The sequence below is a fragment of the Chloroflexota bacterium genome (genome assembly GCA_016235055.1).
In the GTDB taxonomy this organism is placed as follows: Bacteria; Chloroflexota; Anaerolineae; order JACRMK01; family JACRMK01; genus JACRMK01.
Window position 1 is genome coordinate 26335 of record JACRMK010000008.1, and the last position, 15105, is coordinate 41439.

Below are 15105 nucleotides of genomic sequence, written 5' to 3' on the forward strand. Positions count from 1 at the left end.
GGCGCGCCATCATACCACTGTCCGGGGTGCCATCGAATCACCCGGGGAAAAACGAGGATGAACGAAGCCATGACGAACACCGTGATTGAAGTAACAGGGTTTCGCAAGGCGTACGGCAATTACGTTGCCGTGGACGGCATCAGTTTCGACGTAAAGCAGGGCGAGATATTCGGTTTTCTCGGCCCCAACGGCGCTGGAAAGACTAGCACGCTCGAATGCCTGGAAGGCTTGCGAACTCCCAGTGCGGGCTCTTTGCGCGTGGCAGGCTTAGACCCGGGCAGCGAGTCCCGCAAGCTGCGCAACGTGATTGGCGTCCAACTGCAATCGGCGGGATTGCCGGAGAGCATTACGCCGGACGAGGCGATGCGGTTCTTCTGCGCTTATCACAGCGTGGCGCCCCGCTTCGACTTGTTGGAACGCCTGGGTCTGGCGCAGAAACGGAACACCCAGTTTTACGAGCTCTCCGCCGGACAGCAACGGCGGCTCGTGCTTGCTCTGGCGGTTGCTCACAAACCCCAGGCGCTCTTTCTGGACGAACCGACGGCTGGACTGGATGTGGCGACCCGCGTCGAGTTGCATGCCATGATGCGAGAGTTGCAAGCGGCGGGCACCACGATCATGCTGGCGACCCATGACATGGCCGAAGCGGAGCAGATGTCCGACCGGGTTGCGATCCTGCTGGGAGGCAAGATCGTCAGTATCGGGACCCCGTTGGAGATCACAGCCACCGGCGCGGGCCTGACCAAGATCTCCGTGCGGACGCAGGCATCCAGCCTGTGCGCCCCGGGCATCACGTTCCCGGCCGTCAGCCAGCACTCAGTCAAAGACGACTATAGCATCTACTTCAGCTCCGATATCGGCCCAACCGTTTCGGCCATTATCGCGCGGATTGATGCCAACAAGGATACGCTGATCGATCTGCGCGTGGAGCGCCCTTCGCTGGAAGATCGGTTCCTCGAAATCACGAACGCCGGAGCGGCCCAATGAACGCCTTTGTCCACCACTTCGCTTTCGAGTTTCGAACGGGCATCCGCAACAAACAGTTACTGTTGATGAACTATCTGTTCCCGCTGGGCTTTTACTTGCTGATGGGGTTTATTATGGCCGAGATCAACCCGTTCTTCCGGGAGGATATCATCCCGGCCATGGTCGTCTTTAGCATACTGGCTGCAACGTTGCTGGGGCTACCGGACCCGCTCGTCAACGCCCGCGAGAACGGGATCTTTCGCAGCTACAAGATCAACGGCATTCCAGCCATCTCGATCCTGGTCATTCCGGCGCTGACGACCATGCTGCACCTGCTGATCGTCGCGGCGATAATCACTGTCAGCGCGCCTTTGCTATTTCGTGCTCCTGTGCCGGTAAACTGGCTCAACTTTGCGCTGATCGTCGCCGCGATGGCGCTGGCCTGCGCCGGCTTGGGTGTCCTGATCGGCGTGGTCTCGCCGAGTTCGCGCATGACGGTGCTCTGGTCGCAGCTTGTCTTCGTGCCCTCCATGATATTGGGCGGTATGATGCTCCCATACGCGATGCTGCCTGCGGCGGCCGCAAAGCTCGCGCAGCTTCTGCCGGCCACGCAAGCGATGAATGCGTTCAGGGGTCTGGCGATGGGGAAGGCGGCCGCGTTTTCGCCCGAAGGGTCGGTCATCGCGTTGCTGATCAGCGGCATACTGGCGTTTGGGCTGGCTGCCTATCTCTTTAGCTGGGATAGCCGCAACACGGCGCGCCGGGGGCATCCCGTGCTGGCGCTCCTGGTGCTCTTGCCATATGTCGTCGGCATACTATTGTTTGCGTAACTACCGATAAATACCTTCAATGCACTGAGCCCATCGGGGAGTACGCCCTCGCGTAAGTGGTTGCCTGTCCTCCCTTGACCGTCGAAATGCAAGACGCCGCTCGATTCGAGCGGCGTCTTGCATTCCGTGCCCGGACACCTGGAACTTGGTTGTTTGGATTTGGCGCTTGGGATTGGGGAGTTGTTAGTCCGCCGGTACCGCTGCGTCGGTCGTGGCACCGGCCGGTTCCACACCTTCGAGTGTGAAATCGATATCGCGGCGGAACTGGCTCATATACAGGTCGTGGTAGAACCCGCCCTGCTTGAGCAGTTCGTTGTGGTTGCCGCGCTCGATGATCTCGCCATCCTTCAGCACCAGCACCTGGTCGGCGTGGCGGATGGTGCTCAGGCGGTGCGCGATAACGAACGACGTGCGCCCGCGCATCAGTTCCTCCAGCGCCTTCTGGATCAGCCGCTCGGTGCGCGTGTCCACCGACGAGGTCGCCTCGTCGAGGATCAGGATGCGCGGGTTGACCAGCGCCGCGCGCGCGATCGAGATCAACTGCCGCTGGCCCTGCGAGAGCCCCGCGCCGCGCTCGCCGAGCAGCGTCTGGTAGCCTTGCTGTAGGCGCTCAATGAACTCGTGCGCCCGCGCCAGCTTGGCTGCTTCAATCACTTCCGCGTCGGTGGCGTCGGGCCGCCCGTAGCGGATGTTGTTCATCACTGTGTCACTGAACAGGAACGAGTCCTGCAGCACAATGCCGATCTGCTTGCGCAGACTGGCCTGCGTCACGTCGCGCACGTCAATGCCGTCGATGCGCACCTCGCCCGCGACCACGTCGTAGAAGCGCGGGATCAGGTTGATGATCGTCGTCTTGCCGGCGCCGGTCGGCCCGACAATGGCGACCGTCTGCCCCGGCTGCGCCGACAGGCTGACGTCGCACAGCACGCGCTGGCCCGGCTCGTACTCCGCCGACACCACGTCGAACTCGACCAGGCCATTGATCGGCGGCATCTCCTTCGCCTCGCGCCGGTCCGTCAGGTCCGGTGCCTGGTCGAGGAACCCGAAGATGCGCTCGCCGCCGGCGATGGCGCTCTGCACGTTGGCCCACATGACCGAGATCTGCGAGATCGGCTGCGCCAGCCGCTGCGAGTAGTTGATGAAGGTGATGATCAGTCCGATCGAGAGCGACGTGCCGAACAGGTCGCCGCCGCCCAGCAGCAGGATGCCGCCGACGCCGGCCACCAGTGCGATCGAGACGTAGCCGAGCGCTTCGAGCGTCGGCTGCAGGCCGCTGGTGAACGCCACGGCGCGGATGTTCGCGTCGCGCGTGGCGGCGTTGCTCTCCGAGAACTGCTGGATGCTCTCATCCTCGCGCCCGAACGCCTGCACCTCGCGCACGGCGGCGAAACTTTCCTGCAGGTTAGCGTTGACGTTGCCGACCTCGCGCCGCACCTTGCGGTAAGCGTTGCGCGCCTGCGTCGAGAACCAGAGCGTGGCCGCCAGCATAATCGGCGCCGTCAGCAGGCTGATCAGCGCGTAGCCCGGGCTTTTGGCGATCATGTTGACCGCAATCCAGAAGATGACCAGCACGCCCTGGATGACGCCGATCAGCGGGAAGCCGACGACCTGCTGGATCGTGTCTGAGTCGTTCGTGATGCGGCTCATCACGTCGCCCGCCTCGTGCCGCGTGTAGTAGCCAAGCGACAGGCGGTGAATGTGCCGGAAGACCTGCGCGCGGATGTTGTACAGTACCTTCTGGCCGGCGTAGGTCATCAGATAGATTTGCGTGCCCTGCACGACCGCGCCGCCGACGTACAGGCCGACGATCAGCAGCACCAGACCGCCCAACCCGGCTACCCGGTCGGCCGGCGTGGCCTGCGGATTCGGCGGCGCGTACCAGCAGTTGGTGGGGCGCGCCGCGCTCGTGGCCGCGCCGGCGAAGGCGCTCTGCGCGGCGGGCGCGATGTAGCAGTCGATCGACTGCCCGATCAGGTCGGGCACCAGCACCTGCATGTACACGCCCATCAGCACAAACGAAATGACGCCAATCAGAATATACCAGTAGCGCTTGAAGTACTGCCAGAACCGGCCCAGCGTGGCGCTCACGCTCTTGGGCTTGCTCGTTTCGACCTGGAGCGCCATGTCACGGTGACCCATCATCATAAGAAGACTCCGTATCCAGTCGTCAGTCGTCAGTAGTCAGAAAGCAGTGAACAGTGAACAGTGAAAAGTGAACAGTGAACCGTGAACGGTGAAAAGTGAACAGTCGTCAATGCAAGGTGCGCGAGTCGCAGCCGACCGCTCACTGTTGACTGTTCACTGTTGACTGTTCACGGTTGACTGCACTTGTGCATCGTCCATCAGTTGCGACGAGTAGATTTCGGCGTAGATCTCGGACGAGTCGAGCAGGTCTTCGTGCGTGCCGCTCGCCACGACGCGTCCCTTCTCCAGCACCAGAATCTGGTCGGCGTTCAGCACCGTGCTGATGCGCTGCGCGATGACGAACGAGGTGCGGCCCTTCATCAACTGGTCGAGCGCCTGCTGGATGCGGTACTCCGTCGCCAGGTCGACGCTGCTCGTCGAGTCGTCCAGGATCAGGATGCGCGGGTTCATCAGCAGCGCGCGCGCGATGGCGATGCGCTGCTTCTGGCCGCCGCTCAGCGTCGAGCCGCGCTCGCCGACATGGGTGTTGTACCCTTCGGGGAACGTCATGATGAAGTCATGTGCTGCGGCCGCCTTCGCCGCCGCCATGACATCGTCCAGGCCGGCATCCGGCCGCCCGAACGCGATGTTGTCGCGAACGGTGCCGGTGAACAGCGTCGTCTCCTGCAGCACGATGCCGATCTGCGTGCGCAAGCTCTCGATCGTCACGTCGCGCACGTCGCTGCCGTCAATCGTCACGCGGCCCTCGCTGGCGTCGTAGAAGCGCGGCAGCAGGTTGATGATTGTCGTCTTGCCGCTGCCGGTCGCGCCGAGCAGGGCGACGGTCTGGCCGGGTTTGGCCTCGAAGGTGACGTTGCTCAGCACCGGGTCGCCACCCTTGAAGTAGCGGAATGTGACGCCCTCGAACTTCACAGCGCCCTGCACCTGCTGCAGCGTGACCGCGTCGGGCTTGTTCTGCACGTCGTTCCGGGCGTCCACGATCTCGAAGATACGCTGGGCCGAGGCGGCCGCCTGCGCCATCAGGGTGATGATGAAGCCGAGGTTGCCGAGCGGGAAAAACACATAGACGACGTAGAGGCTGAACTTCTGCCACTCGCCGATCGTCAGCAAGTTGTTGATGATCTGCTCGCCGCCGAAATACAGGATGGCGGCCTGGCCGAGATTGGCCAGCACAAAGACGACCGGAAACAGGAACGCCATGATGCGCGACACCATCAACTGGTTCGCGAGCACGTCGCCCGCCGCGCGCTCGAAGCGCTTCTGCTCGCGCGGCTCCTGCGCGAAGGCGCGCACGACCTTCAGTCCCGCCAGGCTCTCCTGCAGGACCGTGTTCATGGCCGAAATGCGCATCTGCACAGAGATAAACAGCGGCTGGGCGATGCGGCCAAAGAACATGAACAGGATCATCGCCGCCGGGACGATCGGCAGGATCACCAGCGTCAGGAAGTGGTTGGTAAACCAGAGCACCGTCAGCGTGCCGAGCAGCAGGACGATCGCCTGTGTGGACATCACCAGCCCCTGGCCGATGAAGAGGCGCACCTTTTCCACGTCGTCGGTCGCGCGGATCATCAACTGGCCGGTCTGGTTCTGGTCGTGGTACGAGAACGACAGCCGCTGGATCTTGGCGAACAGCTCGTTGCGGAAGTCGAAGGCGACGTTCTGCGAGATGCGCTCGGTGTTGAAGAGCTGCCCGAAAGCGAACAGCGCGCGCATGGCCGCGAAGACGAGCACCAGCAGCATGACCCAGCCGATGGCGCCGACTGCGCCGTCCTTATCGGCCTGCAACTCGATGAGCGTTTTGCCCAGCCGCTGGATGGCGGCGGCCTGTGCGGACGCCGGCAGCGCCAGCACCTGCGTCGCGATGTACGCTTTGGTGATCGTATCGATGATCGCCTGCACGAGCTGCGGCACCATCAACTGCGCGCCCGTCGCAAGGAACAGCGAGCCGTACGCCATGACGGCTAGGTTGCGGTAGCGGCCGACGTAACCGATGGCGCGGCGCAGGCTCTGCATGTCAGGCTTGGGACGCGCGCCGGTCATGCCGCGCGCGCCCACCGCGCCGGCGCCCGCGCCGCCCATCGCCCCACCGGGGCGCATGCCTTGTGCTTGCATAACGACAGTCTCCTTATGAGTGTTGCCTACGACTTGAGCTCCAGCCCGGCGCTCAGGCGCTGCAGCAGGCCGAGCAGTCGCTCGCGCTCTTGCGGCGCCAGCATATCAAACGAATGGCCGAGCGAGCGGATGTGGTTCGCCATCTGCATGCCGACGACCTTGCGGCCCTTGGCCGTCAGCCGGATCATGAACTTGCGGTGATCGGTCTCGTGCAGCTCCCGCGAGATGTAGCCGGCTTCTTCCAGGCTGCCGATCAGCGCACTGGCCGTGTTGCGGCTGATATTCTGCCGCTCGCTCAACTCGGATGGCTGCAGCCCCTCGCTGCGCCCCTCGCGCTCGACGTGCATCAGCAGCATCAGCAGGCGGAACTTGGGCCACGTCAGGCCGATCGCGTCCAGGCGCTTTTCGGCGATGTGTATCAGTTGATTGGAGGCGCGGTGGACGGCGCCGAACAGGATGACGCTCGTCAGGTCGGCGTCGGGGCAGACCTGGCGCACGAAGTGCAGATACGCTTCGCGGCTCTGGAAGGTCGGCCCGGCGGCAGCGGTTGAGCGGGTCATGGATAGTTCACCGTGGAATAATTCACTATCGAATTATACGCCATAGAACTATATTGTCAACCTGCCCATTCGGACAGCAGCAATTCTCATTTTGGCTTTGGACGGGTACTTTCCAATGCCGGCTTGCTATGAACTGGCCCCCCTGGTGCTTGTCACGCAAGCCGGCTCGACAAGAAAACGGCGTTGCCCTCCCCGTTAGCTTTTCCCCTGCTCCCCCGCGCGCGCGGGGGAGCAGGGGCCAGGGGATGAGGGGGCATATTGGCAGCCGACTCCAAATTGAGAATTGCTGTTCGGATAGGGGCGACCGCAACGTCATTTCGAAGCCGCGAAGCGGCTGAGAAATCCATCCCGTGCCGGGGCAGCAAGATTTCTCAGGCACGGCGTGCCTTCGAAATGACAGCGCTTGGCGTGCATGCCGGCATGCCACGGGCGGTCGGGGCCGGGCTTGCCTCGGCCCGGGCGGCTCCAAGCCAGAGCGTCCCGCGGGTCGCCCCCCATGGGATCGCCAATGTAGTGAACAGCGCGATAGAACGCATGTTTTCAATCTGTCAAATTCCCATGCCGCCCGGTTTTGACAAATTACGGCCCCGTGTCTATACTACCTGCTTGCGAATATGCTTTTCGCGTCTGTTGAACCCAATATCCCCACCGACCTTTGCCCGGCGCAACGCCTGGGGCGGGGATTGTCTGTCTCTCGAACGATTCACGTTATCTGATGGCTCCGCCTCGCGCGCCGTGCAGACCCCATGCACCGATTACTGCGCGCGTCCGCGTGAGTCATCGTACTGCTTGCGGAATCTGCCGCGAGCAGGGTAATGGCCGCTAATCTGATCTGTTTACCGGGGAGGTGCCGCACCCATGAGCAATGGCTCCTTGAGTTCCACCGTGCCGACCAAATCATACGCCCGCATTCCGACCGTTCACCCGCTGCCCACGTTGATCGAAGTCCAGCTCGATTCGTTTGAGTGGTTCCGCCGCGAGGGCCTGCGCGAGTTGTTCGACGAAATCTCGCCAATCACGTCTTTTAACAAGAATCTCGAACTCTCGTTCCTCGACTATCGCTTCGAGGAACCCAAATACAGCGAAACCGAATGCCGCGTGCGCGATATGACGTTCGCCGCGCCGCTGTGGGTCAAAGTGCGCCTCGTCAACAAAGAGACGGGCGAAGTCCAGGAGCAGGATGTGTTCATGGGCGATTTCCCGCTCATGACGAAAAACGGCACATTCGTTATCAACGGCGCCGAGCGTGTGGTCGTCTCGCAGTTGATCCGCTCGCCGGGTGTGTACTTCCAGGCTGACGAAGACCGTGCCAGCGGCCGCCAACTAGCCACGGCCAAACTGATCCCGAGCCGCGGCGCCTGGCTGGAATTCGAGACGTCGAAGCGCGACGTGCTGTCGGTCAAGGTCGATCGCAAGCGCAAGATCCCGGCGACGGTGCTGCTGCGCGCGGTGGGCTTCGGCAGCAACGAGGAGTTGCTCGCGCAGTTCACCGAGGTGGACACCGGGCCGGACCACCTGTACGTCCAGTCCACGATCGAGCGCGACCCGATCACCAACACGAACGATGCGATGCTGGAGTTCTATCGCAAGCTCCGGCCGGGCGACCCGCCGACGCTCGACAACGCGCGCACGTTCCTGAACGGCCTACTGTTCAGCAACCGCCGCTACGACCTGGGCAAGGTCGGCCGCTACAAGCTGAACAAGCGGCTGGGGCTGGATATCTCGCTGGAGCATCGCACGCTGACCAAGGAAGACATCGCCAAGGTCGTGGCGACGATGATCCGCGTCAACAACGGCATCGAGCACGCCGACGATATCGACCACCTCGGCAATCGCCGCATCAAGACGGTCGGCGAGCTGATTCAGAACCAACTGCGCATCGGCCTGCTGCGCATGGAGCGCGTGGTGCGTGAGCGCATGTCGGTGCGCGACCCGGAGCAGGTGGCGCCGGCGCTGCTGGTGAACATCCGGCCGGTCGTCGCCGCCATCCGCGAGTTCTTCGGCGGCTCGCAGTTGTCGCAGTTCATGCAGCAAACGAACCCGCTCGACGAATTGACGCACAAGCGCCGCCTCTCGGCGCTGGGCCCGGGCGGCCTGCGCCGCGAGCGCGCCGGTTTCGACGTGCGCGACGTGCATCACTCGCACTACGGCCGCATCTGCCCGATTGAGACGCCGGAAGGCCCGAACATCGGCCTGATCGGCTCGCTGGCGACCTACGCCGAAGTCAACCAGTTCGGTTTCATCGAAACGCCCTACCGCCGGATTGTCAAGGCGGTCAAGAATGACGGCAAGGAAGCGGTCGGGCGCAAGTCGTTCGAGCGCGTGGCCGATGACGCCGGGCACGTCATCGTGGACGCCGGCGCGGAGATCGACGCGGCGGCGGCACGGCGCCTGGCGCGCCTGTCGTTATCCGAAGTGCACATCGTGCCGTTCGTGAGCGCCGACGTGGACCGCCTGAGCGCGGACGAAGAAGAGCACTACACGATCGCGCAGGCGAATGCGCTGCTGAACGTGCAGAACGAGTTCGTCGAAGGGCGCATCTCGTGCCGCCGTGGCCCAGACTTCGTCGAGGAAACGCCGGACAAGATCGACTTCATGGACGTGTCGCCGAAGCAGATCGTGTCGGTCTCGGCGGCATTGATCCCGTTCCTGGAGCATGACGACGCCAACCGCGCGCTGATGGGCTCGAACATGCAGCGCCAGGCCGTGCCGCTGCTGCGCCCCGAGGCGCCGATCGTCGGCACCGGCATGGAGCGCGTGGCGGCTGTGGACTCCGGTCAGGTGATCATCGCGGAGGAAGCGGGCGAGGTGGTCAGCGCGACGTCGCGCACCATCCGCGTCAAGTCCGGGCGCACCGTGCGCGCGTACGACCTGCGCCGCTTCAGCCGCTCGAACCAGAGCACCTGCATCGACCAGCGTCCGATTGTCTTCAAGGGCCAGCAGGTCGAGAAGGGGCAGGCGATCGCCGATTCGTCCTCGACGGACAACGGCGAGCTGGCGCTCGGCCAGAACGTGTTGGTCGCCTTCCTGTCGTGGGACGGCGGTAACTTCGAAGACGCGCTGCTCGTCAGCGAAGAGATCGTGCGCGACGACAAGTTCTCCTCGATTCACATCGAGAAGCACGAGGTCGAGGCGCGCGACACGAAGCTGGGTCCCGAGGAGATCACGCGCGACATCCCGAACGTCGGCGAGGACGCGCTGAAGGACCTCGACGAGGAAGGCATCATCCGCATCGGCGCCGATGTCGGGCCGGGCGACATCCTGGTCGGCAAGATCACGCCGAAGGGCGAGACGGAACTGACGCCGGAAGAGAAGCTGCTGCGCGCGATCTTCGGCGAGAAGGCGCGCGAGGTGAAGGACTCGTCGCTGCGCCTGCCGCACGGCGAAAAGGGCAAGGTCGTGGACATCAAGGTGTTCACGCGCGACGAGCACCCGGACATGTCGGCGGGTGTGGACAAACTCGTGCGCATCTCGATCGCGCAGCGCCGCAAGGTGACGCAGGGCGACAAGATGGCCGGCCGCCACGGCAACAAGGGCGTCATCAGCCGCATCGTGCCGATCGAGGACATGCCGTACCTCGGCGACGGCACGCCGGTGCAGATCATCCTGAACCCGCTGGGCGTGCCTGCCCGCATGAACATCGGCCAGATCCTGGAGGCGCACCTGGGCCTCGCGGCGCGCGGCCTCGGTTTCCGCGCGATCTCGCCCGTATTCGATGGCGCGCGCGAAATCCAGATCGAAGGCGAACTGGCCCGCGCGTGGCTGATGGAGCGCGCCTGGACCGAATGCACGGCGCGCGCCTGGCAGTACCTGCAGGAGCAGGGCGCCAACGTCGAGGCGATGAAGGACGACGACGCCGCGCGTACCGAGTACCTGAAGCACCTGCGGCGCGAAGATCGCGCGCTGGATCCGTCGTCGGTCGCGACGAGCCGCCGCACGTATGTGGCACACTGGCTGCGCGAGAAGGGCCACGAGCCGAAAGAGATCCTGATGTTCGAGGATGAGTCGCGCAGCGATGAGTTGCGCTTCGAAGCGGCCGAGAAGGCCACCGACGTCTGCCTGCGGCTGTGGATGGCCGACAACGGCCACAAGGTCGGGGCGCACCCGCGCGACCTGCGCGCCGATGCCGAGAAGCTCAGCATGCAGCTCGGCTTGCCGGTGCCAACCTCCGGCAAGACCAAGCTGTATGACGGCAAGACCGGCGATGCGTACGACCACCCGGTGACGGTCGGCGTCGTGCAGATCATGAAGCTGGCGCACCTGGTCGAAGACAAAGTGCACGCCCGCTCGACGGGCCCTTACTCGCTCGTCACCCAGCAGCCGCTGGGCGGCAAGGCGCAGTTCGGCGGCCAGCGCTTCGGCGAAATGGAAGTGTGGGCGCTGGAAGCGTACGGCGCGGCGCATACGCTGCAGGAGATGCTGACGGTCAAGTCCGACGACGTGACCGGCCGCGTCAAGACGTACGAAGCGATCGTCAAGGGCGAGCACATCGAGGAGCCGGGCATCCCGGAATCGTTCCGCGTGCTGGTCAAAGAGTTGCAGTCGCTGGGCCTCTCGGTCGAAGTCATGGACCGCGAGGGGCAGGTGGTGCAGTTCGGCAAGGAGCACGAGGAGAAGCCAACCCCGCGCCTGGCGCTGGGCATGGGCGCCACGTTCTCCGATATCGACATGTCGTAGCGATTCGCGCCAGGCGGCGGCTGACCCGGTCACCCGCCGCCGGCGCGCGAACATTGCATGAACCTTCGTTCAGGTGAATTCGTCATCGGCGCGGTTCTGCGGTATACTAGCCGACGCACGCAGACGCCGGACGACGAGTGCGCCGGCGTGCTGTTGTGTGTGCGTCCGGCGTTATATTTGACAGTCTGAATAAGTGCCGTTATAATTTCTACGCTTTACGGGTGGTTTGTGTGTCACTCGTGCCGCGCGGCTGTTGCGCGGCGCGTTGTATCTGTGAGCGTTGTTTTGCGGAGGATTGCGTTGCCGACCATCAATCAGCTGGTGCGGAAGGGCCGAAAATCAAAGAGCAGCAAGTCCAAAGCGCCAGCGCTGTCGTTCACGTTTAACGCGCGCGACAACCGTCGCACGTTCCGTCCGAAGGGTTCGCCGTTCAAGCGCGGCGTGTGCACCCTCGTCAAGACCATGACGCCGAAGAAACCGAACTCGGCGCTGCGCAAGATTGCGCGCGTGCGCCTGACGAACGGCATCGAAGTGACCGCCTACATCCCGGGCGAAGGCCACAGCCTGCAGGAGCACTCGGTCGTGCTCATCCGCGGCGGCCGCGTCAAGGACCTGCCGGGTGTGCGCTACCACGTGGTGCGCGGCACGCTCGACACGGGCGGCGTGGACAAGCGTCGTCGCGGCCGCTCGAAGTACGGCTCCAAGCGGCCCAAGGAGTCGGCCGCCGCTGCCTCGTAGCCGCCGGCGCGAGGATTTTCGCCGAATTACCATAATCCCTTCGCGTGGGTGTTCCGTCGCTCTCATTGCCGCACCCGTCGCCGACCTGATGTGTGATTTCGAACACCGCAAAGCCGAAGGGATTTTTGTCGCCATTTTCCAGGAGCAAGCATGACGCGCAAAGGGTACAAGAAGCACAATCGGGCGCAGCCCGATCCGAAGTTCAAGAGCGAAACGCTGACCGCGTTCGTCAACCGGCTCATGTTCAGCGGCAAGAAGAGCACGGCGCTGACGATCATGTACCGCTCGTTCGACCTGATCGAGGGGCGCATGAAGAAGCCGGGTCTCGAAGTGTTCGAGCAGGCGCTCAAGAACGCCAGCCCGCTGCTGGAAGTGCGCCCGCGCCGCGTGGGCGGCGCCACGTACCAGGTGCCGATGGAAATTCGCGGCGACCGCCGCAATGCGCTGGCGATGCGCTGGTTGATTTCGTCGGCGCGCACGCGCCCCGGCAAGTCGATGGCCGAGAAGCTGGCCAACGAGCTGATGGACGCCGCGCAGGGCCAGGGCAACACCATCAAGAAGAAGGAAGAAGTGCACAAGATGGCCGACGCCAACAAGGCGTTCAGCCACTTCCGCTGGTAAGCGGTTGGCCGCCCGCGTGGCGGCCATGTTCCGGGTGACTCATCCTGAATTAAGGGAGAAGCGCCGCGAAGAATATCTAAGGTGATTCGGCTGCCACAGGGGCGCCGGACAGGGGCCGGGCTAACATGGTCCCCAGGCAAAGTCCTTAGACAATTTTCGGTCCTGACTTAACCGTCGCGATTAAAGACTACTATGGCAAGAGAAGTACCGCTCGAGCGAATCCGAAATCTCGGAGTCATCGCTCACATTGACGCGGGCAAGACCACCGTCAGTGAACGCATCCTCTATTACACGGGCAAGACCTACAAGATCGGTGAGGTCCATGAGGGCACGGCCACCATGGACTGGATGCCGCAGGAACGCGAGCGCGGCATCACCATCACGTCGGCGGCTACCACCTGTTTCTGGGAAGAACACCAGATCAATCTGATTGACACGCCAGGCCACATCGATTTCACCGCCGAAGTGCAGCGCAGCCTGCGTGTCCTCGACGGCGGTATCGTCGTGTTTGACGCGGTGGCCGGTGTGCAGCCGCAGTCCGAGACGGTCTGGCGCCAGGCCGACCGCTTTAATGTTCCCCGCATCTGCTTCGTCAACAAGATGGACCGCATCGGCGCCGACTACGAGCGCACGATCAACATGATCATCGACCGCCTGGGCGCCAACCCGATCGCCATTCAGTGGCCGATCGGCGCCGAGTCGCACTTTGAAGGCATCGTCGATCTGGTCGATCAGAAGGCGCTGTATTACCTGGACGAAGCGGGTAGCGAAACCGAGTGGCGCGACGTGCCCCCGCAGATGAAAGACCTGGTCGCGGAGAAGCGCGCCCAGCTCATCGAGCGAGTCGCCGAGACCGACGAAGCGTTGACGATGAAGTACCTCGAAGGCGAGGAGATTTCCGCGGCCGAGCTGAAGGCCGCCCTGCGCAGGGCGACCATTGCCGGCAAACTCGTTCCGGTGCTGGCGGGCGCGGCGCTGCGCAATCGCGGCGTCCAGCCGATGCTCGACGCCGTCATCGCATACCTGCCGTCTCCGCTCGATGTGCCTGCGATGAAAGGCACGAACCCCGTTACTGATCAGGAAGAAACCCGCGGCGTCGATGAGAACGAACCGCTGTCGGCGCTGGCGTTTAAGATCGTGGCTGACCCGTTCGTCGGACGCCTCGCTTATGCGCGCGTCTACTCCGGCCAGTTAAAGTCGGGCTCATATGTGCTGAACTCCGTCAAGGGCGAGAAGGAACGCGTCGCGCGCCTGCTGCGCATGCACGCCAACCACCGCGAAGAGGTCAGCGAGGTGCTGGCCGGCGACATCTGCGCCATTGTCGGCTTCAAGAATACCTTTACGGGCGAGACGATTTGCGACCCCAATAAGCCGATCTTGCTGGAAGCAATCCGCTTCCCGACCCCGGTCATCGACATTGCGATCGAGCCGAAGACGAAGATAGACCAGGACAAGATGGGCGAGGCGCTGCGCCGCCTGGCCGAAGAAGATCCGACCTTCCGTGTCCGCACGGACGATCAGACGCTGCAGACGATCATCTCCGGCATGGGCGAGTTGCACCTGGAAGTCATCGTCGACCGCATGCTGCGCGAGTTCCGGGTTGCGGCGAACGTCGGCCGCCCGCAGGTGGCCTACCGCGAGACGATCACACGCCCGGCGCGCGCCGATGCGCGCTTCAGCCGCCAGACCGGCGGCCACGGCCAGTATGGCCACGCGGTGATCGAGATCGAGCCGCAGGAATCGGGCAAGGGCTACGAGTTCGTCGACGCGGTGCGCGGCGGCCGCATCCCGCGCGAGTACATTCCGGCGGTCGACAAAGGCATCCGCGAGGCGATGGAGTCCGGCATCATGGCCGGCTTCCCGGTCGTCGATGTGCTGGTGCGCCTGGTGGACGGCTCGTATCACGAAGTGGACTCGTCCGAAATGGCGTTCAAGATTGCCGGATCGCTGGCTATCAAAGAAGCGTTCATGAAGGCCGGGCCGGTGCTGCTGGAGCCGGTGATGCGCGTCGAGGTCAACGTGCCCGACGAGTTCACGGGTGATGTGATCGGCGACCTGTCGGCGCGGCGCGCCCAGGTCGGCGGCATGGAAAAACGCGGCGACCTGCAGGCGGTGCATTCCACCGTCCCGCTGTCCGAAATGTTTGGCTATGCCACGTCGCTGCGCTCGATGACGCGCGGCCGCGGTACCTTCACGATGGAATTCGCGCACTACGACCAGGTCCCGCGCAATGCGGCCGAGAAGATCCTGGCCGGCGATAAGAAAAAATAATCAGCGACTAGCAACTAGCGACTAGTTGCTAGCCAGAGGATGAGACGATGGCGAAAGCGAAATTTGAGCGGACGAAGCCGCACGCGAACGTGGGGACGATCGGGCACGTGGACCATGGCAAGACGAGCCTGACGGCGGCGATCACGAAAGTGCTGGCGATGAAGAAGATGGCGGAGTACCGGGCG

The 15105-nt window shown here is 63.6% G+C and carries 10 protein-coding genes; 7 read left to right on the forward strand and 3 right to left on the reverse strand.

Annotation, left to right across the window (positions count from 1 at the left end):
• Nucleotides 1–69: 69 nt before the first annotated feature.
• Nucleotides 70–987: an ABC transporter ATP-binding protein gene (locus HZB53_02300; protein MBI5876455.1), complete on the forward strand. Its 918-nt coding sequence runs from the start codon at nucleotides 70–72 to the stop codon at nucleotides 985–987.
• Nucleotides 984–1796 carry an ABC transporter permease gene (locus HZB53_02305; GenBank protein ID MBI5876456.1) on the forward strand — a complete coding sequence of 271 codons (813 nt, stop codon included), beginning with the start codon at nucleotides 984–986 and terminating at the stop codon, nucleotides 1794–1796. Before HZB53_02300 ends, HZB53_02305 begins: the two co-directional genes overlap by 4 nt.
• 183 nt (nucleotides 1797–1979) lie before the next feature.
• On the opposite strand, the gene HZB53_02310 is transcribed toward HZB53_02305, so the two are convergent.
• From HZB53_02310 to HZB53_02320, 3 genes are all read right to left on the reverse strand, one after another.
• Nucleotides 1980–3941, reverse strand: coding sequence for an ABC transporter ATP-binding protein (locus HZB53_02310; GenBank protein MBI5876457.1), 1962 nt, complete (start codon nucleotides 3939–3941; stop codon nucleotides 1980–1982).
• A gap of 153 nt (nucleotides 3942–4094) precedes the next feature.
• Entirely contained in the window at nucleotides 4095–6053 is a 1959-nt protein-coding gene (locus tag HZB53_02315; protein ID MBI5876458.1) for an ABC transporter ATP-binding protein, read from the reverse strand.
• A 26-nt stretch (nucleotides 6054–6079) separates the two neighbouring features.
• On the reverse strand, nucleotides 6080–6613 hold the full coding sequence (locus tag HZB53_02320) for a winged helix DNA-binding protein (protein MBI5876459.1): 534 nt from the start codon (nucleotides 6611–6613) through the stop codon (nucleotides 6080–6082).
• A gap of 858 nt (nucleotides 6614–7471) precedes the next feature.
• Here HZB53_02320 and HZB53_02325 point away from each other — a divergent pair.
• From HZB53_02325 to tuf, 5 genes are all read left to right on the forward strand, one after another.
• The gene (locus tag HZB53_02325) at nucleotides 7472–11290 is read left to right on the forward strand and encodes a DNA-directed RNA polymerase subunit beta (protein MBI5876460.1); all 3819 of its coding nucleotides are present in this window, start codon (nucleotides 7472–7474) and stop codon (nucleotides 11288–11290) included.
• Between the two features lie 300 nt (nucleotides 11291–11590).
• A complete protein-coding gene (gene rpsL / locus HZB53_02330; protein MBI5876461.1) occupies nucleotides 11591–12028 on the forward strand; it encodes a 30S ribosomal protein S12 in 438 nt (145 codons plus the stop codon).
• A gap of 150 nt (nucleotides 12029–12178) precedes the next feature.
• Complete coding sequence (gene rpsG / locus HZB53_02335) at nucleotides 12179–12649, forward strand: 30S ribosomal protein S7 (GenBank protein ID MBI5876462.1); 471 nt, start codon at nucleotides 12179–12181, stop codon at nucleotides 12647–12649.
• Nucleotides 12650–12841: 192 nt separating this feature from the next.
• Nucleotides 12842–14920: an elongation factor G gene (fusA, locus tag HZB53_02340; protein ID MBI5876463.1), complete on the forward strand. Its 2079-nt coding sequence runs from the start codon at nucleotides 12842–12844 to the stop codon at nucleotides 14918–14920.
• A 47-nt stretch (nucleotides 14921–14967) separates the two neighbouring features.
• On the forward strand, nucleotides 14968–15105 hold a 138-nt coding region (gene tuf, locus HZB53_02345), incomplete at its 3' end, for an elongation factor Tu (protein MBI5876464.1).